This is a genomic window from Halalkalicoccus paucihalophilus, from assembly GCF_001593955.1.
Lineage (GTDB): Archaea > Halobacteriota > Halobacteria > Halobacteriales > Halalkalicoccaceae > Halalkalicoccus > Halalkalicoccus paucihalophilus.
The window spans coordinates 117,795-138,634 of sequence record NZ_LTAZ01000007.1; the positions used below are offsets into that span (position 1 = coordinate 117,795).

Annotated in this window: 19 protein-coding genes and 2 tRNA genes; 11 read left to right on the forward strand and 10 right to left on the reverse strand. The window is 63.8% G+C overall.

Translation table 11 applies throughout. From position 1 onward, the window contains the following. The first annotated feature begins 12 nt into the window (after nt 1-12). A complete protein-coding gene (locus HAPAU_RS13435) occupies nt 13-423 on the forward strand; it encodes a ribbon-helix-helix protein, CopG family (protein WP_066383644.1) in 411 nt (136 codons plus the stop codon). Here HAPAU_RS13435 and HAPAU_RS13440 read toward each other — a convergent pair. Next, nucleotides 420-875, reverse strand: a complete 456-nt coding sequence (locus HAPAU_RS13440; protein WP_066383646.1) for a DUF5814 domain-containing protein — start codon at nt 873-875, stop codon at nt 420-422. The genes HAPAU_RS13435 and HAPAU_RS13440 overlap by 4 nt on opposite strands. A 204-nt stretch (nt 876-1,079) precedes the next feature. Between HAPAU_RS13440 and HAPAU_RS13445 the strand changes: the two genes are divergently transcribed. Beyond that, nucleotides 1,080-1,152: transfer RNA gene (locus tag HAPAU_RS13445), tRNA-His, on the forward strand. 151 nt (nt 1,153-1,303) lie between these two features. Here the strand turns inward: HAPAU_RS13445 and HAPAU_RS13450 are convergent. After that, the gene (locus HAPAU_RS13450) at nt 1,304-1,432 is read right to left on the reverse strand and encodes a phosphohydrolase (RefSeq protein WP_066383648.1); all 129 of its coding nucleotides are present in this window, start codon (nt 1,430-1,432) and stop codon (nt 1,304-1,306) included. Nucleotides 1,433-1,560: 128 nt separating this feature from the next. Between HAPAU_RS13450 and HAPAU_RS13455 the strand changes: the two genes are divergently transcribed. Beyond that, nucleotides 1,561-1,980: an Hsp20/alpha crystallin family protein gene (locus tag HAPAU_RS13455; RefSeq protein WP_245634109.1), complete on the forward strand. Its 420-nt coding sequence runs from the start codon at nt 1,561-1,563 to the stop codon at nt 1,978-1,980. 14 nt (nt 1,981-1,994) lie between these two features. On the opposite strand, the gene HAPAU_RS13460 is transcribed toward HAPAU_RS13455, so the two are convergent. Together HAPAU_RS13460 and HAPAU_RS13465 are read right to left on the reverse strand one after the other, a co-directional pair. Continuing rightward, nucleotides 1,995-3,221: a M50 family metallopeptidase gene (locus HAPAU_RS13460; RefSeq protein WP_066383652.1), complete on the reverse strand. Its 1,227-nt coding sequence runs from the start codon at nt 3,219-3,221 to the stop codon at nt 1,995-1,997. 52 nt (nt 3,222-3,273) lie between these two features. After that, on the reverse strand, nt 3,274-4,179 hold the full coding sequence (locus HAPAU_RS13465) for a universal stress protein (protein ID WP_066383655.1): 906 nt from the start codon (nt 4,177-4,179) through the stop codon (nt 3,274-3,276). 184 nt (nt 4,180-4,363) lie between these two features. Between HAPAU_RS13465 and HAPAU_RS13470 the strand changes: the two genes are divergently transcribed. Further along, on the forward strand, nt 4,364-6,415 hold the full coding sequence (locus HAPAU_RS13470; RefSeq protein WP_066383656.1) for a DEAD/DEAH box helicase: 2,052 nt from the start codon (nt 4,364-4,366) through the stop codon (nt 6,413-6,415). 198 nt (nt 6,416-6,613) lie between these two features. Here HAPAU_RS13470 and HAPAU_RS13475 read toward each other — a convergent pair whose 3' ends face one another. After that, on the reverse strand, nt 6,614-6,883 hold the full coding sequence (locus HAPAU_RS13475; protein ID WP_066383659.1) for a pro-sigmaK processing inhibitor BofA family protein: 270 nt from the start codon (nt 6,881-6,883) through the stop codon (nt 6,614-6,616). A gap of 67 nt (nt 6,884-6,950) precedes the next feature. On the opposite strand from HAPAU_RS13475, the gene HAPAU_RS13480 reads away from it, so the two are divergent. The 3 genes from HAPAU_RS13480 to HAPAU_RS13490 all read left to right on the forward strand — a co-directional run bounded on the left by HAPAU_RS13480 (nt 6,951) and on the right by HAPAU_RS13490 (nt 8,166). After that, a tRNA-Pro gene (locus HAPAU_RS13480) sits at nt 6,951-7,023 on the forward strand. Between the two features lie 178 nt (nt 7,024-7,201). Continuing rightward, on the forward strand, nt 7,202-7,816 hold the full coding sequence (locus HAPAU_RS13485) for a DUF420 domain-containing protein (RefSeq protein ID WP_066383662.1): 615 nt from the start codon (nt 7,202-7,204) through the stop codon (nt 7,814-7,816). A 71-nt stretch (nt 7,817-7,887) separates the two neighbouring features. Continuing rightward, entirely contained in the window at nt 7,888-8,166 is a 279-nt protein-coding gene (locus HAPAU_RS13490) for a HalOD1 output domain-containing protein (RefSeq protein WP_066383665.1), read from the forward strand. Nucleotides 8,167-8,205: 39 nt separating this feature from the next. Here the strand turns inward: HAPAU_RS13490 and HAPAU_RS13495 are convergent, their stop codons facing one another. Continuing rightward, entirely contained in the window at nt 8,206-9,504 is a 1,299-nt protein-coding gene (locus HAPAU_RS13495; protein ID WP_084383727.1) for a polysaccharide deacetylase family protein, read from the reverse strand. Between the two features lie 295 nt (nt 9,505-9,799). Between HAPAU_RS13495 and glmM the strand changes: the two genes are divergently transcribed. From glmM to HAPAU_RS13510, 3 genes are all read left to right on the forward strand, one after another. Continuing rightward, a complete protein-coding gene (gene glmM / locus HAPAU_RS13500; RefSeq protein WP_066383667.1) occupies nt 9,800-11,140 on the forward strand; it encodes a phosphoglucosamine mutase in 1,341 nt (446 codons plus the stop codon). Nucleotides 11,141-11,219: 79 nt separating this feature from the next. Beyond that, nucleotides 11,220-12,401: a bifunctional sugar-1-phosphate nucleotidylyltransferase/acetyltransferase gene (gene glmU, locus HAPAU_RS13505; RefSeq protein WP_066383670.1), complete on the forward strand. Its 1,182-nt coding sequence runs from the start codon at nt 11,220-11,222 to the stop codon at nt 12,399-12,401. A gap of 53 nt (nt 12,402-12,454) precedes the next feature. Further along, nucleotides 12,455-14,053, forward strand: coding sequence for an oligosaccharide flippase family protein (locus HAPAU_RS13510; RefSeq protein ID WP_066383672.1), 1,599 nt, complete (start codon nt 12,455-12,457; stop codon nt 14,051-14,053). 1 nt (nt 14,054) lies between these two features. On the opposite strand, the gene HAPAU_RS13515 is transcribed toward HAPAU_RS13510, so the two are convergent. Continuing rightward, nucleotides 14,055-15,374: a CapA family protein gene (locus HAPAU_RS13515; protein ID WP_066383675.1), complete on the reverse strand. Its 1,320-nt coding sequence runs from the start codon at nt 15,372-15,374 to the stop codon at nt 14,055-14,057. Nucleotides 15,375-15,555: 181 nt separating this feature from the next. On the opposite strand from HAPAU_RS13515, the gene HAPAU_RS13520 reads away from it, so the two are divergent. Then, nucleotides 15,556-16,239 (forward strand): hypothetical protein, encoded by a 684-nt coding sequence (locus HAPAU_RS13520; RefSeq protein ID WP_245634110.1) that lies wholly within the window; start codon nt 15,556-15,558, stop codon nt 16,237-16,239. Nucleotides 16,240-16,247: 8 nt separating this feature from the next. On the opposite strand, the gene HAPAU_RS13525 is transcribed toward HAPAU_RS13520, so the two are convergent. The 3 genes from HAPAU_RS13525 to HAPAU_RS13535 form a co-directional block, all read right to left on the reverse strand. After that, the gene (locus HAPAU_RS13525; protein WP_066383693.1) at nt 16,248-17,942 is read right to left on the reverse strand and encodes an asparagine synthase-related protein; all 1,695 of its coding nucleotides are present in this window, start codon (nt 17,940-17,942) and stop codon (nt 16,248-16,250) included. A gap of 97 nt (nt 17,943-18,039) precedes the next feature. Further along, entirely contained in the window at nt 18,040-19,851 is a 1,812-nt protein-coding gene (glmS, locus tag HAPAU_RS13530; RefSeq protein WP_066383695.1) for a glutamine--fructose-6-phosphate transaminase (isomerizing), read from the reverse strand. A gap of 402 nt (nt 19,852-20,253) precedes the next feature. Further along, on the reverse strand, nt 20,254-20,826 hold the full coding sequence (locus HAPAU_RS13535) for a helix-turn-helix transcriptional regulator (RefSeq protein ID WP_066383697.1): 573 nt from the start codon (nt 20,824-20,826) through the stop codon (nt 20,254-20,256). Nucleotides 20,827-20,840: the final 14 nt, after the last annotated feature.

The window sequence follows — 20,840 nt, forward strand, 5'->3', positions numbered from 1 at the left end:
AGTGAGGGGAGAATGGGCAACAAGAACAAAACGATCTCGTTTCGCGTCAACGAGGACGTCTTCGAGACGTTACGGGAGATCGCAGAGGAACGTGACATCTCGCTTTCGGCTGTGTTTCGCGACTACGTCGACACGTTGGTTGCCCACGACGGTCAGGTGCGGGTCGTTCCCGAAGGCGAAGCGACTGGAGAGGACACCGAGGAGTTCCCACCGAAGGTGGAGGTACCAAAGAGCTTCGTCCGCGAGCACGAGCGCCTCGAACTCGAGGCTGAACACCTCCGCGACCAACTCGACGAGCACAAACGCTACATCACGCAGTTACGCCAACGGCTCGACGAGGGCGAGGAGATCGAGGAGGTCGTCCACCTCGAGGAACTCGACCGCGAGAACGGGAAAGCCGAGGACCCCTACAGGCTGGGTTAGCCCGAGAGTTCGCGTTTCTTCTCGCTTGCCACCCGCTCGGCCTCGTCGTTCCCGTCGACGCCCGCGAGCGCCTCGATCGCCTCGAGCGTTCTGACCGAATCGTCGAGAAACGAGAGGACGTCGCCGGGATACGCATAGACCATGTAGTCGTCGCTCATCACGTCGACGATCGCCTCGGGACCGAGGCCGCCGGCTCGAAGTTCGAGGAGGTAGCGCATGAACTTGCGTTCGGGATGCCCACAGTAGGGGTTGGTGTCACAGCCACAGTCGAGGAAGTCCTGTGCGAATTCCAGGACACGCTCGCGGGAGGCCTCATCGAGTTTCTCCAAGCCCTCCCCCTGAAAGAGCAAGTCGAGCGTCGCTCCCTTGAACGCCCCCTTCGGGATCGAGGTCTCGAGTTGGGAGACGAGTTGGCGGTGGTTCTTGACGTAGATCTTGTCCGTGATCGCCACGATGGAAGGCTCTACGGGCCGCGATCACAAAAGCGCCCGGTCCTATTCGAGGGTGACGTCCCGTATCTCGCTTCAGACGGTACTCCCTGCTACAGTGACGCCCATTGAAACGAGCAGGGTATCCTACTAACCAGTGATAGCACACCCCACGTCCTCGAAGAGTCGTAACGTATTTCAGCCACAGGGCGAGTAGGAGTGGGTGTGTCCGGGTTGGGGTAGTGGACTATCCTTCAGCCTTGTGGAGGCTGAGACGCGGGTTCAATTCTCGCACCTGGACCTCTTTCGAACGATAGCTCACGAGCGGGTGCTCTCGCCGGAAACCCCCCTCTCGAACGCTGAAGAGGCAGTAAGCTCCGTTCGACTCTACCCGGTACCCGGATCTAGAACAGCGGCGCTTTCGGCGGCCGACGTGGTCTGTAAAAACGGCGTTACTCCGAGGGGTCGTTACCGCGCTGGAACAGGTAGGTCATCTCCCACAGCGCCGACTCGAAATCGTTCTCGTCGCAGGCGCTTTCGAGCTGTCGGTACAGCGAGTCGGAGACGGTGATCTCTGGCATCACCGATCAGTACAACTGCTTGCCATAAGAAGCTACTGCGATTCGAAATCGAGTAAATTTTCGTTCAGGTGTTAGCACATTTCTCGTAAATTTTATATAGAATTGTAAACAATATACTACCGATCATTATGGCAATGCGACGCTACCCCTTCGAGGAGATGGATCGAATGTTCGAACAGATGCGCCGTTCGATGTGGGACGGCTGGGCCGACCGGCCAGCGCTCCCGGACGGCAACGTCGGGATCAACCTGAGTCTCGACACCGACGACGAGGGCTACGTCGTACTGGCGGACATGCCGGGCTTCGAGAAGGAGGAGATCGACCTCCGATTCGACGACGGGGTCCTGTCAGTCGAGGCGTCCCACGAGAGACGCGAAGACGACGCGACTACCGCTCGGCGGCACACTCGCCACGTCCACGAACGGCTCCACGTCGGCGACGTGATCGACGAGGAGATCAGCGCGACCTACCGAAACGGCGTTCTCGAAGTTCGGCTCCCGACTCGCGAGGAGGTCTCGGACGACGGATCGCGTATCGACATCGACTGACGAATTTTTCGACGCTATCGATCCCAGCGCTGATCGGAGCTACGGTTCCGTGGCGGTGGTGAGCGGTCGGAATCGGGATCGGGTTCGTCGGCCGCCCGTTTTGCGGCCTCGATCGAGCCGCTCGATTGGATGATATCGAGCGCGGTCATCAGGTCCGTGCGGGAGATCAACCCGACGAGTTCGTCGTTTTCGACGACGAGCAGGCGTCCGATTCGGCGCTGTTGCATCCGGTTGAGGGCCTCCATCGCCTCGGCGTCGGGCTCGATCGTCTCCAGTTCGGTGGTCATCACGTCCGCGACGGTGAAGGCGTCCCGCTCGACGGCGTCGACCCCACGGGCGTCCGAGAGGGTGACGATCCCGACGAGCCGACCGTTCTCCATCACGGGGTAGCCGGTGTGGCGCTCCGAGAACATCCGTTCTAAGAGGTCGGCAACCGAGGTGTCGGGCGAAACGCTGTCGACCTCCTCGCCGGGAGTCATGATATCGTCGACGTGAACCCCCTCGAAGGCGGCGTTCAACACGGTCTGCTGGGCCTCGCCCGAGGCACCGATGTAGATGAAAAAGGCGATCCCGATGAGGATGATGTTGAGTTGGAGCAGGCCGAACAGTCCCATGAGCAGCGCGAAGAGCTTTCCCACCTCGGCGGCGATCTGGGTCGCCCGCGCGAAGGGGCGGTTTCTCGCGAGGAGCGCCCGCAGGACGCGCCCGCCGTCCATCGGGAACGCCGGGAGCATGTTGAAGCCCGCGAGCGCGATATTGAGCAGTGCCAGGTAGGCCAGAACGAACACGACGCCGTCGAGTCCCGACGGGACGACGAACAGCAGGAGATACGAGCCGACCCCGACGAAAACGCTGACGATGGGGCCCGCGATGGCGATGAGAAGCTCCTGTTTCCAGTCTTCGGGCTGGTCGCTGAGTTGGGCCAAGCCGCCGAAGATCCACAGCGTGATCGAATCGATCGGGAAGCCGTAGCGGATCGCCACGAGCGAGTGGCCCAGTTCGTGAAGGATGACGCCCGCGAACAGCCCGATGGCCGCAGCGAGTCCGAGGGCCCACGGCCGGTAGCCAGTCGTGAGGTCCGCAGCGTCGAGCCCGGTTCCAAAGACGGCGTTCAACGGTCCCACGAGCAGTTCGATCTGCGCGCCGATCAGCCACGCGAAGATCGGGAGGATCAGCAGAAAAGAGACGTCTAGCTTGATCGGAATTCCGAAAAGCGAGCCGATCCGGAAACTCTTGAACATTACCGGGAGATTGGGGAAGCAGACGTATAAAAGACGCCACGAGTCACGGCGATCAGCGGTCCCATAGCCGGCTTGCTAGCCTACCGAGAACCGACGCATCGGGCCGACGACGCGCCACGATCACGGTCCGATCCGAGCGTCGGCCGACCGCCTGCGGGACCGATCCGACCACTCGGCGGCGAATCAACCCGCGCCGGGTCGCCCCGAACACGACGAGATCGCAATCCTCGGCGGCCTCGACGATGGCGTCGGCCACATCGGGCACCTCCCGGAGTTCGGCTTCGGTCGGAACCGACAGCAGGTCGGTCGCCTCCGCGAGGTGCTCGCGGGCGGTCTCGCGTTCGGCCTCGTCGGCGTTCGGGGCGACCACCGAGAGCACGGCCACCGTCGCGTCGTTCGCGCCGGCGACCGCCTCCGCGACGCTCGCCGCAAGCGGGAGGTGTGGGCCGCCCGCGACCGGCAACAGCACCCGATCGACCCCGTCGGCGGTCGGCCCGATCCGCTCGACGAGCACGTCACAACCGCTACGGCGAAGGAGGTCGTCGATGGTCGATCCGAGGACGATCCCGTCCCTACGGGACCGGCCGTGCCAGCCGACCAACAGCGCGTCGGCGTCGAGGTCCGCGGCTGCAGACCGGATCGCACTGGCCACGTCGGTCCCGACGACCACACGACCGTCGACGGGGACGGTGCCGTCGGCGACCGAAAGCGCCCGATCGAGGATCTCGCGGCGGTCGCCCGCGAACTCGGTCCTGATGGTCTCGTCCGAGAAGACCGAAAACGGCGAGTCGCGGGGTTTGTGGACGGCGGTGATGATCATCACCTCGCCCTTGTTGGCCCGTGCGATGTCGACGGCCGTCCGAACCAGTTGCTCGGCGTAGCTCGGATCGCCGACGGCGACGACCAGTCTGTACCCGTCGTTCGCCGTCGCGTCGCCCGACGCTGCACCGGTTCCCATGAGTGATGTTCGCTAGCAGTAGTAAAAAGCGTTCAGTCGCCGTCCCACGCGGCGGACGTTGACCTCGACAGCCAGTGGGCTCGACGCAGCGGCGGGTTTCTACTCGCGACGCTCGGGCTGTTGCTCGCGCTGTGAGCGCCCGGAGAGTGACAGGCACAAATACCTCCCGCTCGTAGGGCAGCCAGTGTCAACGCAGCGCCAGCGGGTCGGGACGCTCTTTCTCCACGGGACCGGCGACGACTACCTCGCCGTGCCCATCAGGGACGACGAGCGGCTGTTCCAGGCCGTCCTCGAACTGAAGGAGACGAAGGCGGGCCCCCGACCCGGGAAGTTCCGCATCAAGCGCGACTCGACCCAGGAGCCACGCAGCCCCGAGGAGTTCGTCGAGTTCGCCCGCGGGGCCGACCGAATCAGGATCTCCGAACAGACCTCACGGGAGGGACGCGACGAACTCCGCGAGATGCTTGCGGGCTACCAGCTCGATGCGCGTGTCGTCAGGACCTGTCGACTATGTGCGGCGGCGGGACGGTACTCGCCGATAACGGAGGAAACGGCGATCGAAACGGGCCGGGAACAGATCTGTCCGGACTGTGCGTTCATCGAACTCGAACGCGAACTCTCGTACGCGGGCGGCGTGACGGGCGCGGCCGAAGACAGGCTAAAGGATCTGTTGCTGGAAGTTCAGGACTTGGAACGGATCACGAACCTCCTGCAGGGTCAGCTCGATCCCGACCTCACGAAGTTCGACGAGATCAGCGCGACGACCGACGAGGTCGATCCCGTCCCCGTCTCCTCGCTCGATCTGCACCCGGAACTACAGGGCCTGCTGGAGGGACGGTTCGACGACCTGCTGCCGGTCCAGAGCCTCGCCGTCGAAAACGGACTGTTCGAGGAACAAGACCAGCTCGTCGTCTCGGCGACGGCGACGGGGAAAACCCTCGTGGGGGAGATGGCCGGGATCGACCGTGTGCTCAAGGGAGAAGGCAAGATGCTCTTTCTCGTACCCCTCGTGGCGCTCGCGAACCAAAAACACGAGGACTTTCGCGACGAGTACGGCGATCTGGTCGACGTCACCCTGCGCGTGGGCGCGAGCCGGGTCAGGGACGACGGCAACCGCTTCGATCCCGGTGCGGACGTGATCGTCGGCACCTACGAGGGGATCGACCACGCGCTGCGGACGGGGCGGGATCTCGGCGACATCGGCACGGTCGTCATCGACGAGGTCCACACCCTGAAGGAAGACGAGCGGGGCCATCGCCTCGACGGGCTGATCGCCCGGCTGAAGGACTACTGCGAGCAGCGCTCACAGTCGCGACAACGCTACGGCGGTGCACAGTGGATCTACCTCTCGGCGACCGTCGGCAACCCCGAGTGGCTCGCCCAGAAGCTCGAGGCGCGGCTCATCGAGTTCGAGGAACGGCCCATCCCGATCGAGCGCCACCTCACCTTCGCCGACGGCGCAGAGAAACCGCGCATCGAAAACAGGCTCGTCAAGCGGGAGTTCGACCGGGAGTCCTCGAAGGGGTATCAGGGTCAGACCATCATCTTCACCAACTCCCGGCGGCGGTGTCACGAGATCAGTCGAAAGATCGAGTACAACGCCGCGCCGTACCACGCGGGGCTGGATTACGGCCGGCGCAAGAAGGTCGAGCGGATGTTCGCAGACCAAGAACTCTCGGCGGTCGTGACGACGGCGGCGCTCGCGGCGGGCGTCGACTTCCCTGCCTCGCAGGTGATCTTCGACTCGCTGGCGATGGGCATCGAGTGGCTCTCGGTCCAGGAGTTCCACCAGATGCTCGGGCGGGCGGGCCGTCCCGACTATCACGATCGGGGGACGGTCTACCTGCTCGTCGAACCCGACTGTGCGTACCACAACAGCATGGAGGGTACCGAGGACGAGGTCGCCTTCACCCTGCTGAAAGACGAAATGGAGCCCGTGCGCACGCACTACGACGAGTCGGCGGCGATCGAGGAGACGCTCGCGAACGTGACCGTCGGGGGTAAACGCGCAAAAACGCTCAACGACCGCATGATCGGCGAGATTCCGACCACTCACGCCATCGGCAAACTCCTAGAATACAAGTTCATCGACGGCCTCTCCCCGACACCGCTCGGGCGGGCCATCACCCGACACTTCCTCGCGCCCGACGAGGCGTTCAAGATCCTCGACGGGATCCGAAAGGGCGAGGACCCCCTCGACATCGTCGCTGAGATGGAACTGTACGACGAAGACTGACCGGACCAGGGTTCAAGTCAGGTCACTCGGGTCGGTCGGTTCGCCGTTCGGTCCATCGGTCTTCGGCGACGAACCACGAGACGACGAGCGCAAGGGGGCGCATCCTCTCGGGACGTGGCAGGCGAATGATGTCGGTATGGGATAAATAGGTGCTCTAGCCACCGCATGACACCGGTCGACCGATGCGCCGTCGGAGGATCAAACGAGCGCGAGGAGGGGTGTAAAGGCGATGTTCAGATAGGCGAGCAGTATCACGAGCAGCGCGCCCGGAACACCGCCGATCGCGACGATCAGGAGAACGATCGGCGTGATCTCGACGCCGAATCCGAACACCGACGCGAGGATCAGAGCGACGAGACCGACGACCGCGTTAACGATGAACGGGCGAACGGTGTGGATCACGCGGTACGAACCAAGCAGGAGGACGATAACCGCGATCAGGATCGCGATTTCGAGACCGGTAACCATACCGGCGATAGACACGCGGCCGGTAAGAACGAAACGTTTTCGTTATCGGCGGGAAAACAAGGGGTACGGGACCGTGGGGTAGCTTGGTATCCTTGCGGCCTTGGGTGCCGTTGACCCCGGTTCAAATCCGGGCGGTCCCACTGCGATTCTTCGAGGGACGATCGTGCCGAGCGAATCGCTCGTCCATGAACTGATCGCGCCGCTATCGAGTGACGATCCACGCCACGGGAGGGTGCTATCCGTCCGGTCGAGTCGTCGGCGCGGACTGGCTTCGGGTGAAATGAGAGCCCATTTAGCGCCCGACGCCAAACGATCGGTATGGCGACGGCAGACGTACAGCGACGGGCGAAGGATCGGCCACTGGCGGCGGCGCTCGTGCTCACGGCACTGGGCTACACGCTCGTTATCGGGACGTTCGCCGGTGTCGTCCCGCTGTATCCCGATATCGGCGAGGCGGGCGTCGATCTGCTCTCACACGCGATCGCACTCGTCAACACGACCGCGACGGTATCGCTCGCGCTCGGGTGGTACTGGATCCGGAAGGGCGAGATCGACAGGCACAGGAACGCCATGGTGCTGTCGTTCGTCCTGATCGTGTTGTTCCTCCTACTGTATCTCCCGAAGGTCGGCGGCGGCGGCGAGAAACACTTCGTCCTCGCGACCCAGTACGCGTGGGTACCGTTGTGGGAGTGGGTCTATCCGGCGTATTTGGCTATGCTCGCGATCCACATCGTCCTCTCAGTGCTCGCGGTGCCGCTCGTGCTGTATGCGATCGTTCTCGGGCTGACCCACACGCCGGGCGAACTCACCGAGACTCGCCACGCGGCGGTGGGTAGACTCGCCGCAGGAACGTGGATCCTGAGCCTCTCCCTCGGCGTCGTCACTTACGTCATGCTCAACCACCTCTACGCCGCCGAGTTCGTCCCCGCCTAACCCCGGGGTAGGCGGGGCGGTAATCGTCACGTTAGCGTAGGATCATATACGGGTATCGTCTTCGGTAAACCATGAGTACGATCGCTCCGGTCGAAAACGGGGTGGCAGTTCGGACCGCACGTCAAGCGGAACACGAGGAACTCACGACGACGATAATCGAGACGCTTGCAGCGGCCGAAGGGGTCGATCCGCTCAACCTCGACATCCGAATCGGGGACGTCGTCGATCCGGACGCGCTGAACGCGCTGTTCGACCCGGCGACGGACCGATCGGGCCGGGTTACCGTTCCGCTCGCGGGCTATCTCGTTCGAGTGAGCGCAACCGGCGAGGTCGCGCTCTATCGCTCGTAACAGGTCTGTAAAACGTCGACTCGGTAGAACAGGACTGCCTCAGATGCTGTCGATGAGTTGGGAGGGGGTGATGACCTCGACATCGCTCTGTTCGATGTAATCGAGCACCTCACGGAGCTGTTCGTCCGTGATGTCCGCGAGCGGGTCGTCCTCTTCCGCGTCGGCGGGTTGAACGCCGTGTGCCAACCCGACCGCGAGCTGGTTGTGCTGTGCGGCCATGTCGATCAGGCTGGTAAAGCCCTCGATGTCGTGCATATCGACACGGGAGATGTGCATCGGGTCCGTCAGCGGGACGTTGCTGTTGTTGCCGGCGAAGTAGAAACACGTCTCATGGTACTCGCGGGCGATGTCGATGACCTCCTGGTTGATACTGTGATAGGGGGCGAACATGTGACGCGCGCCGTCGGGGAACCCGCGGTTGTCGAGGTACTGGAAGGCGGACTGGATCGTGTTTCTCGCCTCCTCGGGGTCGACTTCCGCGAGTCCGGTTCCCGGATCCGGGTGTGAGGAGACGTCCCAGCCGGCGTCGCGCATCTCCCGGAGCTGATCGATCGAGAGGCGCTGTGGGCGATTGAGCGAGTCGGGAATGACCGCCAATGCCCCTTGATAGCCGTACTCCTCGAGGATCGGGAAGGCACGCTCGTACTGGGTCGCGGCCCCGTCGTCGAAACTGAGGATGACGTAGCCCTGATCGGCGGCGGGCGTCGCTCGCAGGTCGTCGATCCAGAAGCGGATCTCCTCTTCTTCTTGGGTCTGGATGTAGATCCGCATTTCCTGAATGTTCCCGAGGTTCGGCTCACCGCGAGTGCCCGTCCAGCCGGCGTCCATTCGGAGCCAGCCCGAGTGGGGTTCGAGGATCGTTCGAGACGTCCAGAGCTGGTCGGCCCGTGCCGGCGCGTCGATCTCGAGTCTGACGCGGGTCGGTCGCGGGGAGTCGACACGAACGGCCATCGAGAGGTTACTGCCCGAGGCGTCGAGACCCTCGGGAAACGCCTTGAAGACGCCGGCGGTCGTCCCCTGGTTCTCGATGCGAAGGGCCTGCTCGCCGGTCAGCGCCATCTCCGTGTCGCCGACCGCATCGCCCTCCATCGGGGTCCAGCCCTCGACTTGGTCGAACCCATCGATCAGTTCACCGTCGGCGATGGCCGGCGGGGGCACCTGTGTTTGCCCGCCGTTCGTTCCGCCGTTACCGCTCCCGTTGCCGCCGTTCCCGCCGTTCCCACCATTACCGGCGTTTCCACCGTTGCTATCGCCGAGGAGGTCGGTACAACCCGCCAGACCGAGAGAGCCGACGCCGATCGCCGTGAGAAACTGCCGCCGGTGTGAACGCTTCGTCATTATCGGTTCGTGATTGGTGCCGAGCGCTCTTGGTTATTCGGGATGAAATACGAGGATCGGACACATGAATAAAATCAGGCAGATGTCGGATATCGCAAGCGGGCAATCGAATAGGCTGTGTATAGGTCGAGTAAAGGGAGTGATTAATGTGAGCGTTCGACACGGCCAATAACGGATCGGGGTTTAGGTGACGGTTAATCACGCCTTCGTCGGTGTCGTTCGTCGTGAGACCGCGGGGCGTGGTCGGGCGTATACCGGACCCTATAGTAATGAGGGGGGACAACAACGAGCCGATATGAGCCTCTTTGGAACGAGTGGAATCCGTGGACCGGTCGGCGACGTCGTTACCGGCGAGCTCGCGCTCTCGGTCGGGCGGGCGGTAGCAACCGAGAACGCAGACCGGGTCGTCGTCGGACGTGACCCCCGCGAGAGCGGCGAGTGGCTGTGCGAAGCCGCCACTGCGGGGGCGCGTGAGTGTGGTGCGGACGTCCTCGATGCCGGAATGGTCGCGACGCCGACGCTCGCACGCGCCGTCGGGCGGGAGGACGCGGGCGCGGGAATCGTCGTCACGGCCTCCCACAACCCACCGGAGGACAACGGGCTCAAACTCTGGAACCCCTCCGGGCAGGCGTTCGACGCCGCCCAGGCCGGACGGATAGAAGGACGCATCGAATCGGGCGAGTACGATCTCGGAGGCTGGAACGATGGCGGGGATCGAACCGTCCTCGAAGACGCGACCGAGCACCACGTCGAGGAACTCGTCGAGGCGGTCGGCGGGGACGGCGTCCTCGAGGGGCTCTCGGTCGTCGTCGATCTCGGCAACGGTGCGGGCGGCGTCACCGCCACCGCTCTCGAGCGACTCGGTTGTGACGTCGAGGCCATGAACGCCGAACCCGACGGTAGCTTCCCGAACCGGCCCTCCGAACCGACCGCAGAGAACTGCGAGGGACTCTGTGAGCGGGTCGCCGAAACCGATGCGGACCTCGGGATCGCCCACGACGGCGACGCCGACCGGATGATGGCCGTCGACGAGGGGGGTCGGTTCGTCCCGAAGGACGTGTTGCTCGCGCTGTTCGCGCGCGAAGCCGCGAGCGAGGGCACCCGTGTCGCGGTCCCGGTCGATACGAGCCTCGTCGTGGAGGACGAGTTAGCGGGGATCGGCGCGTCAGTCACCCACACCAAGGTGGGCGACGTCCACGTCGCCGAACGCGCGACCGAGTCCGACGTCGTCTTCGGCGGCGAACCGAGCGGGGCGTGGATCTGGCCCGACGAGACGCTCTGTCCCGACGGCCCGCTCGCGGCGTGTAAGCTCGCGGCCACAGTAACGAAGACGCCGCTGTCGGAACTCGTCGACGGCGTCGTCTCCCCGCACCTGCGCCGCGAGAACATCGAAACCGATCGAAAGGAGGCGGTGATGGAGCACGTCGCGGCGGCAGTTCCCGAGGCCTATCCCGAGGCCGACCTGCTGACGATCGACGGCGTCCGGGTCGGCTTTTCGGACGGATGGTTCCTGCTCCGGGCGAGCGGTACCCAACAGCTCGTGCGCGTGACCGCGGAATCGCGCGAGGAAGAGCGCGCCGAGGAGCTTCGGGAGATCGCCTTGGGACTCGTCGACGACGCGGTACGGAGCGTGTGAACACCGCTCGTTGGGGCGTACGAATCGCCATACATTAACCGGCAGATAACAAAACCAGGTACCAAGAAACCACCAAACAATGCAAACCGTAATCCTCGCAGCGGGTCAGGGAACCCGCCTTCGTCCCCTCTCGGAGTCCGTCCCGAAACCGATGTTACCGGTCGCCGGCCGTCCGATCGCCGCCCACGTCGCCGACGCGGCGGTCGCCGGCGGGTCGGACGAACTCGTCTTCGTGACGGGCTACATGGCCGACGTCGTCGAGTCGTACTTCGGCGAGACCTATCGGGGGGTACCGGTCAGCTACGCTACCCAGGAAGAACAGTTGGGAACGGCCCACGCCGTCCGGGCCGCCCGTGAACACATAACCGAGGAGTTCGCCGTTCTCAACGGTGACAACCTCTACGATCCCGAGAGCATCGCCGAACTGTTCGCGGACGGGCCCGGGATCGGCGTCTTCGAGGTCGAGAACCCCTCGAATTACGGCGTGCTCTCGACCGACGCGGGGCGGGTGACCGACATCATCGAGAAGCCCGACGAACCGCCGACGAACCTCGCGAACGCGGGGGTCTATCTCTTCCCTGCGGAGGCGCGGGAGTTCCTCGACGTGCCGATGAGCGAGCGGGGCGAACACGAACTGACCGACGTCCTCGCACGCGTCATCGAGGACTACGACGTCACGCCCGTGGAGCTCCAACGCTGGATGGACGTCGGACGCCCGTGGGAGCTGCTCGAAGCGAACGAACTCCTGCTGGGCGAGGAGGCCGGTCGGATCGACGGCGATGTCGATCCCGACGCCACGATCGACGGAAACGTAGTCGTCGAGGAGGGCGCAACGGTCGAATCGGGCGTGACCATCGAGGGGCCCGCCTACATCGGATCGGGTTGTTCGGTCGGACCGAACGCCTACATCCGCGGGGCGACCCTTCTCGAAGGAGCGGTCCACATCGGCCAGGCAGTGGAGATCAAAAACAGCGTGATCATGCGCGGGACGAACGTCCCCCACCTCTCCTATGTCGGCGACAGCGTCCTCGGGCGGGACGTCAACCTCGGCGCGGGGACGAACGTCGCGAACCTGCGACACGACGGCGAGGACGTGAAGCTCACCGTCAAGGGCGAGCGAGTATCGACCGGACGCCGGAAGTTCGGCGTCGTCGTCGGCCACGGCGCGAAGACGGCGATCAACACGAGCCTCGCACCCGGCGTGACCCTCTCGGGGGACGCGACCACGACGCCGGGCGAGGCGGTCCTCCGTGATCGGTAAGCCCGTGACACGAGATTGATAACGCCGGTAGCACTACGGCCAGAAACCAGTATATGAAACGGACACTCGTCACCGCGTTCATCTCCATCGCCGGCGCGAACGTCGCCGCCACGTTCCTCGGAGCGGTGATGACGCCGATCCTCGTGCGGATCCTCGGTCCCTCGCAGTACGGCACCTACGCGACCGTGATGTCGGTGTTCGCCCTGCTGATGATCGCCGTGAGTTCGGGCGTCGACAGCGGCACCCGGAAGTACCTCGCGGAGGACCGCGACGACCCCGACTGGCACGACAACGTCTTCGGCTACTACTTCCGGATCGCGACGGTCCTCGCGCTCGTCGCGAGCGCCCTGCTGATCGCCGCGACTCAGATCGGGGTCGTCGACGCGACCCTCGGCGAGGAGTACGCCTTTTTCTTCTTCCTGCTCGCGATCATTACGATCATGGCCCAGTTTCGCGAGTACGTCCGGCGCTCGCTGCTGGGGCTGAAACTCGAATACCTCTCGGAGCCGCTCTACGTCGCCCAGAAGGTCTTTTTCTTCCTGTTTGCGATCCCACTCGCGTATCTGGGCTACGGCGTGACCGGCGTGCTCATCGGCCACATCCTCGCGGACGGGCTCGTAACGGCGATCGGCCTCGTCGGACTGGCAAGCCACGTCTCGCTGTCGTCGGTCTTCGAGCGCACTCCCGAGAGCTTCCCCCGCCGGGAGCTACTCAGTTTCAACAACCTCTCGATCGTCTACATCTTCCTGCTGACCTCGCTGTATCACGTCGACGTGCTCATGCTACAGGCGTACACGACCGAGGCACAGGTCGGCTACTACAAGGCCGCGCTCGTCCTCGCGGAGTTCCTCTGGCTCGCACCCAAGGCCGTCCAGTCGGTGATGATCCAGTCGGCCTCCGAGCTCTGGCATCGCGATCGGATAGAGAAGATCACCGCACTGGCGTCAAAGGCGACGCGCTATACGCTGTTGTTGACGGCGCTGATGGCGATCGGGATCGCCGTCCTCGCGGCACAGTTCGTCCCCCGATACTACGGGGCGGAGTTCACCCCGACGATCACACCGCTGTTGTTGTTGCTTCCCGGTACCGTGGGCTTCGCCGTTGCGCGCCCGATCCTCTCGGTGAGTCACGCGCGCGGGGACATGCGGGTCATGATCCTCGCGACAGGAGCGGCAGCAGCGATGAATATCGTGCTCAACGTCACGCTCATTCCACGGTTCGGGATCGAGGGGGCGGCGGTCGCGACCTCGCTGGGCTATCTCTCGCTCCCGATGTTCCACCTCTTCGGAGCGCGTGCAATCGGCTACAACCCGCTGGGTGACATCCGCCCGATCCCCGTCTCGATCACCGTCGCAGTGACCGGTGGTGTACTCGTCGCGCTCGCACTCGGAATCGACGCGCTGATCGGCTCGCCGCTCGCTACCGTCGGGGTTCCACTGACGGGCGCTTCGCTTCCGATCGACGCCGCACTGCTCGCGTTCGTGATCATCCCGCCCGCCGGCCTGCTGGTGTACGGGGTACTGACGCTGCTGACACGGGCGATCGATCCGTCGGAGATCGCTCAGATCCTCCAGGGAATGCCGGGGCCGCTGAGCCGTTACGCCTCGACGATCCAGCGGCTCTTCGGCGACAGGGACGAGATCAGAAGCTGACTCATCGGTCCGAGAACCGATCGAGCAGACCGTTTGCCGTCCGCTCGATCAACGACGGCCGGTCGTAGACGGCCTGGTCCTCGGTCCACGAGAGGAGTTCTCGGACGCGCCGTTCTACCTCGGGGGTACGGAGATCGGGGACGGTGCCCGTTTCGACCGCCAGCGCCGTCTCCATCACCGACCGGTGTGAACTGTTACGGACGACGTTGAGGAGGGTAAGCAGTTCGTCCTGTCGAGCGTCGCCGTCCCACAGCCCGTCCTGTGTGAGGTGTTGCCGTGGCTGGCGCACGAGCGCGACCGGGTTGCCGCCCGCGGCCCGCCGTAACCACCCCGAGTACCGTTGGTTGAAGATCCGAGTTGCGATCTCCTGCCAGTGGGCCGCGTACTCGTCGGGGTCGGCGATGATCCCCGAGAGCCGGTGGAGATGGGCCAGTCGCTCCTCGCGTCGGGATTCGTCGTCGAGGAGATCGACGCCGGCGTCGGTTTCCTCCGTGAGGAGGAGCCTCGCGCTCGCGGGTGTCGGGCCGTCGAAGGAGATCTCGAGCGAGAGCCCCCACTCGGCCTTCGGGCGGGCGGTGTGGTTGAACAGGAAGTTCCCGAGACTGTAGAAGATCGGCGTGCCCTCGTGGCGTTCCCAGCCCTGTGGGACGTGTGGGTGGTGGGCGACGACGAGGTCGGCGCCCGCATCCGACAGCCGTCGGAGGCGGCGTTGCCACTGCGTCGGCGGGAGCGGGACGAACTCGACGCCGCCGTGTGCGATGAGGATCACTGCGTCGGCGCGGTCGTTTGCCCGTTCGATAACCCGAGGGGCGTCGGGATGGCCGATCCAGGCTGTCCCCGGCTCTCGTTCGGTTGCGACGCCGAACTCCCGCTCGCAGGCGTTGACGATGGCGATTTCGGTTCCGTTGACCGTTCGGTACTGTGGTGTGAGTGCGTCAGTGATGTCGGTGCCGACACCGAGGGTGTCGAGGCCGGCGGCCGCACACGCATCGACCGTATTGGAGAGGCCGCCGAGGCCGTGATCCATCGTGTGGTTGTTCGCGAGCGTTACGGTGTCGAACCCGGTCTCAGCGAGCAACGCCGGAACGTCGGGATGTGACTCCTTGCGTGGACCGGCTTTCGGGATCGAGTCGTCGGCCGGTATCGGGGCCTCGAGGTTGAGGATCGAGACGTCGTTCGACGCGACGTGATCCGCGAGCGACTCCCCGATCGTCGATGGAGTCGGCGGACGGTCGTATACGCAGTCACCCGCGACGTAGAGCGACCACGTCTCCCCACCGGCCTCCGAGAGCTGGAGGCGGTCGTCAGTAGCGCCACACATTCTAGTCGCCCTAGATCGGATGGGGACTTAACTACCCGCTTTACATAGACGGAGACATGCTATCGACACGCACTCCTTACCGAACCGATAATAAAGCGATAGGCGCTAGTACGGAACAGTAATGTGGACCGTCTCACTCCCGTCACTCCCCCTTTCGACGCCGGTACAGCCACCGCCCATCGTGACACGACTCGATCAGGTCTTCATCCAGCGTGCGCTACTCGTGTTGGGTGTGAGCCTATTCGTTATCGGTCTCACGATCACCGCCGGGCTTCCGGGTGGCGATCTGGCGTCGGGCCCCATCCCTGCCGGTGAGGACGACTCAGACGGTTCGTCGGAGCCCAACACCGACACCGGAGGAACGGACGACACGGCGGACGGGGCGGACGACCCGAGCGGCGACGAAGGGAGTGAGGATGGCGGAAGCACGGACGCTCCACCGGGCGATGGGAGCGACGACGACGGAGGGAACGAGGACGGCGAATCCGACGACACCGATGGCGGTTCCGACACCTCGTCCGATGGGGGCGGAGACGAGGGGACGGGTGACGATGGCGGGAGCAGCGATGGTGACGGTAGTGGCGACGGTGGTTCGTCCGATGGGGGCGGCGGGGACGACACCGGCGGCAGCCCGATCTTCGGTGACGGCGGCAGTGACAACGAGACCGACGGGACGGACGGAGAAGGGGACGGATCAGCGAACGAAACGGGCGGCGGGGGCGAAGACGGGACGACCGGCAGCGATGACGGAACGACTGACGGAGGGACGACCGACGGCGAAGGAACCACTGATGACGGAGCAGAAGGAGGATCGACCGAGGACGACACCAACAGTAGCCCGATCTTCGGCAGCGTAGACGCCTGACCGTCGCGTTAGCGGACGGATGTGGGGCGGACGAGATCCGATGGTTCGCCGATCCCCTCGTCGGCATACTCGAGCCACGTTCGAGCGTCGTTGATTCGGAGTTTGACTCTGGGGGGGAGTGCGTGGAGATCGGGCCGGTCGGGGAACAGACGCGTATCGAGATCGTTCTTATCGTAGATACGATCCCGATCGGGCCACGGCGTTCCGAAAGGACTGATTCCGGGGAGCTTCTTTCGGAGGTACTTTTCCATCTGGTTGAGCTGATAGGATCGGTGTGGTCGGTCCGGCGGCCGGTAGCGGAAGATGTCCGGATCGACCATCCGGAGAGCCTTCTGATAGGTACGATCGTTTCTGTACTCCGGCGGCGTCGTGAGATGCCAGTCGATGAGCTCCGTATCGGCCGCGACGAAGCTTTCGAGGAACTGATCGGCGAGGTGGGTCCTGAACGGGAGTGCAGATTTGGATTTGATACCGAGCAACGCCATCGCGTTGTAGCGCGAATCCGCCCGGTCGAACCCACGCCGGTAGTGGCGTGTGATCGTGTTCTCAAGGAACTCCGCCGGAGTTTCGGCGTCGATCTCCGGACAGTCGACGAGCGTCCGGTCGCCATCGTCGTAGAAGCCGAACTTATCGGCAATATGTTGCGTAACGTCCGGATCGGGGTCGAGTCGCGGTAGGGGAAAGTCCCGATCGATGACGTCGAGATGGAGAGTGTCGTGGGGGACGAACCGGCCCCTGAGCAGCGTATCGAGGAAGAGCCCGTGATAGATCGTGTCCGTGGTGATCTCCGCCGTGTTCCCCCGATGATGGATGTGAACCGACTCGCGGATCCCGTTCGTGTACCGGACGATATCCGGACCGACCGCGAGGTAGTTTTCGTTTACGAGCAGCGTCTGGTGGCGTGCGCCGTACTGGCTGGCGACCTTGCGTGCGACCTTCACCTCGGGCGTCTGTGGCGTCCCGAGGGTGTAACAGACGTCGACGTCCCGAAGGCGTGCAAGCAGCAGTCGCGAGTCGAACCCGGCACTCATCAGCATCCCTTTCGTCCCGGGATAGGCGGTGCGCCGTTCGATCGCGCGTTCGAGGCGGGCCGCGAGCTCCTCGGCGTACTCGAACGTCGCGGGTTCATAGACGAACCGTGAGAGTGGTGTCGTGGTATCGTCGGTGAGGTAGCTGTCGAACGGGAGTCGTCTCACCTCCTCGATGGTGGTCGTTTCGCCGAACGTCAACCCGAAGTGAACGAACTCACACAGACCACGACAGTCGATCGTCGGGGAGGGTAGCGTCCGTGTCAGTGCAGCAGCGTCCGTCCCGAAACACCGGTCAGTATCGGTGTCCGCATAGAAACACTCCCAGGAATGGATCGGATCGTTGACGACGAGTGCCTCGCCGTCGTATTCGAGAACCACGAGATACGACCCGTTCAACCGTTCGAACGCGTCGGTTCCGTCCTCGATGTAGCGTTCGAACAGCCACGCAGCGGTCGATTTCTCGACCCCTCGTGGGGTAAACGTCTCGCCCCAGACGACACAGAACCCCTCAGTCGAGCGGTGTGTCGTCGTCCGATTCGGGAGGTCGAGGTGGGGATCACGGATACCGACGGTGACCGACTCGCCGACGAGGAGTCGGTCGAACTCGGTCGGGGTACGGAACCGCATGAACCGCTCGCGGTCGCCGAATACCCCGAACAACTCCGTCCTCATATGAGCGACTCTATTCGGAGGAGAACGATGTATCTTACCGTTATCTCCTCACGATCACGACGAAGAGGTATTGAAAAAACACGTCCAAACGATCGGGCTACTCGACAGTGACGCTTTTCGCGAGGTTGCGCGGTTTGTCGATCGGGCGACCGAGTGACCGTGCCGTATAGTAGGAGACGAACTGGAGTTGGACGTTCGCGAGCAATCCGCTGAGATCGGGATGCGTATCGGGGATCACCAGCATGTCGTCCGCGAACGCCGCCGTTCGTTCGCTCGCGGTGACGGCGACGATCTCCGCACCACGGGCCTGGGCCTCCTTCGCGTTGGTGTGGGTCTTTTCGTCGTGTTTCCCGTCGAACAGCGCGAAGATCGGTGTTCCGGGCGTGACGAGCGCGAGGGGGCCGTGTTTGAGTTCGCCCGAAGCGAAGCCTTCGGCGTGTTCGTACGTGATCTCCTTGAACTTCAGTGCGCCTTCGAGCGCGACCGGATGCTGGAGGGCGTGACCGATGAAGAAGTACGCGTCGCGGCCGTCGTACTTCGAACTGAGTGCCTCGGCCCGGGAGGTACGAATCACTTCCTCGATCTGGTTCGGCAAGACCGAGAGCGCCTCGAGGAACGCACCGAGGTCCTCACGGGCGGCAGCACCGTCGATCTCCTGCGTGAGCCGCTCGACGAGCAGCGCGAGCGTGACGACCTGCGAGGAGAACGTCTTCGTAGCGGCAACGCCGATCTCAGGACCGGCCCGGATGTAGAGCACCTCGTCGGCCTCGCGGGCGACCGTCGAGCCGACGACGTTGGTCACTGCGAGCGTTCGGGCCCCGGCCTCGCCGGCCGCCCTGAGCGCACCCAGGGTGTCGGCGGTCTCGCCGCTCTGTGTGACCGGCACGACGAGCGTTCCCTCGGGATCGGGGATCCGGCCGGTGAACTCGCTCGCCCGCGAGGTACGAACCCGAACGTTCGCCTCCTCGAGGAGGCGTGCGCCGTAGAGCGCGGCGTGATACGACGTGCCGCAGGCGACGAAATGGACCTCGGTGACGTCCTGGAAACAGCCCGGGGGGAAGTCCTCGAGGTGGACGGCGGGTGCTTCGGGATCGATCCGTCCTCGGATCGTGTTCGAGAGCGACTCGGGCTGGCTCTCGATCTCCTTGAGCATGTAGTGATCGTAGCCGCCCTTGCCCGTCTCTTCGGGGTCCCAGTCGACGGTATCGATCTCGCGGGAAATCGGTCGGCCATCGAGGTCGGTGATCTCGAGCGAACCCTCGTCGACCGTGACGACGTCACCGTCTTCCAGGTAGATCACTTCGTCGGTGAACTCGAGGAACGCGGGGACGTCGCTCGCCAGGTAGTAGGCGTCGTCGTGGAGGCCGACGACGAGCGGCGAGCCCTGTCTGGCCGCCCGGACGGTGTCTTCGCCCTCGATCATCATCGCGATCGCGTAGCTCCCTTCGAGACGGTCGATGGCCTCCCTGAACGCCGCGTCACTGTCGAGGCCGTTATCGAGGAAGTGTTCGACGAGATGGGGGATCACCTCGGTATCGGTGTCGCTCTCGAAGACGTATCCGTGCCCTTCGAGCTCCGAACGGAGCGTCTCGTAGTTGGAGATGACGCCGTTATGGACGACTGCAACAGTGCCCGAGGCACTCGTGTGGGGGTGGGCGTTCGCGTCGGTCGGCGGGCCATGAGTGCTCCAGCGGGTGTGACCGATCCCGGAGATCCCCTGCGGGAGTTCCCGGACGAATCCGTCGGTCAGGTCACTGATCTTTCCGGCGCGTTTTCGGACGACGAGGTCGGTTCCGTTCTGTATCGCGAGGCCTGCAGAGTCGTAGCCGCGATATTCGAGGTTCTTGAGACCGGTCAGTACGGTGTCGACGGCGTCGTTCGAGCCGACACAAGCGATGATCCCGCACATATCAGTTCACCTCGGTGATCGAGGCGGGCTGTCGTCGGTACGTCTCGGAGGGTGGATCGTTCGATGTCATGATTGGAGGTGCTTACGTAGCGGGGTAAGCATCGGACTTCTGTCGGATAGAACTGCTCTCGTATGCATTACTATACGCAGACTAAAACCCTACCGAACGACGGTCGATACAGTCACCTTACGCACAGATTGAGAGACGGTAGAAAACGGTACACGAGGCGGCACAGCGGGGAACGAACGTCGGTATCGGGTTTAGCAGATCGATAATCGATCGATAGCAAACAGCTCGCTACGAACGACGAACAGCCGTCGCTGACGTTCCCGCGATCCGAAGGGTGTAGCCGCATCGAACTGCTTCGGAGTTGTGCGGGTTACGTACGCCGGGAACCGTATTCAGCTGTCCGAGCCGTCGTCCGAGGCGTAGACTTCGTCCATCGATCCGAGGAAGATGATGTTCTCCCTCCCGACGGTCAGTTTCGTGATCTCCGCGTTCTCTTCCATCCCCGAGAGCAGACGACTGACCTTGGCCTTCGACCAGTCGGTGTGGTCGACGATCCGGGACTGTTTCATTCTGCCGTCGTTGGAGGCAAGCAGACGGACGATTCGGTCTTCGTCGGTCAGTACGGGATCGTCGCCGAGCGATCGGTCTCGCGACGTGGTCGTCTCAAGGGGTGGAATTGACATCGAAGCGGGTCGCGAGGGGTCTGCGGGCGAGCGAGACGGTTCGTCCGGGACACGCACGCGCGCTAGTGCCATACCAGCCAACATTCCGCCGAGTAACCCGATCAGCAGGGCGATCAGACAGTCGATACCGGGTGTGAACTGGAGGAATGCCGTCGATCCGACCCAGAGGCTCGGACACGAATACCGTCGGTACTCACCACGCCCTATCCGTCGAGGATGACACTCGTGATCGGGCGGCCGAAAGAACACCGAAGTCGAGGGTTTCGAGACGGTCGAATCCATACGGTCGTATCGAG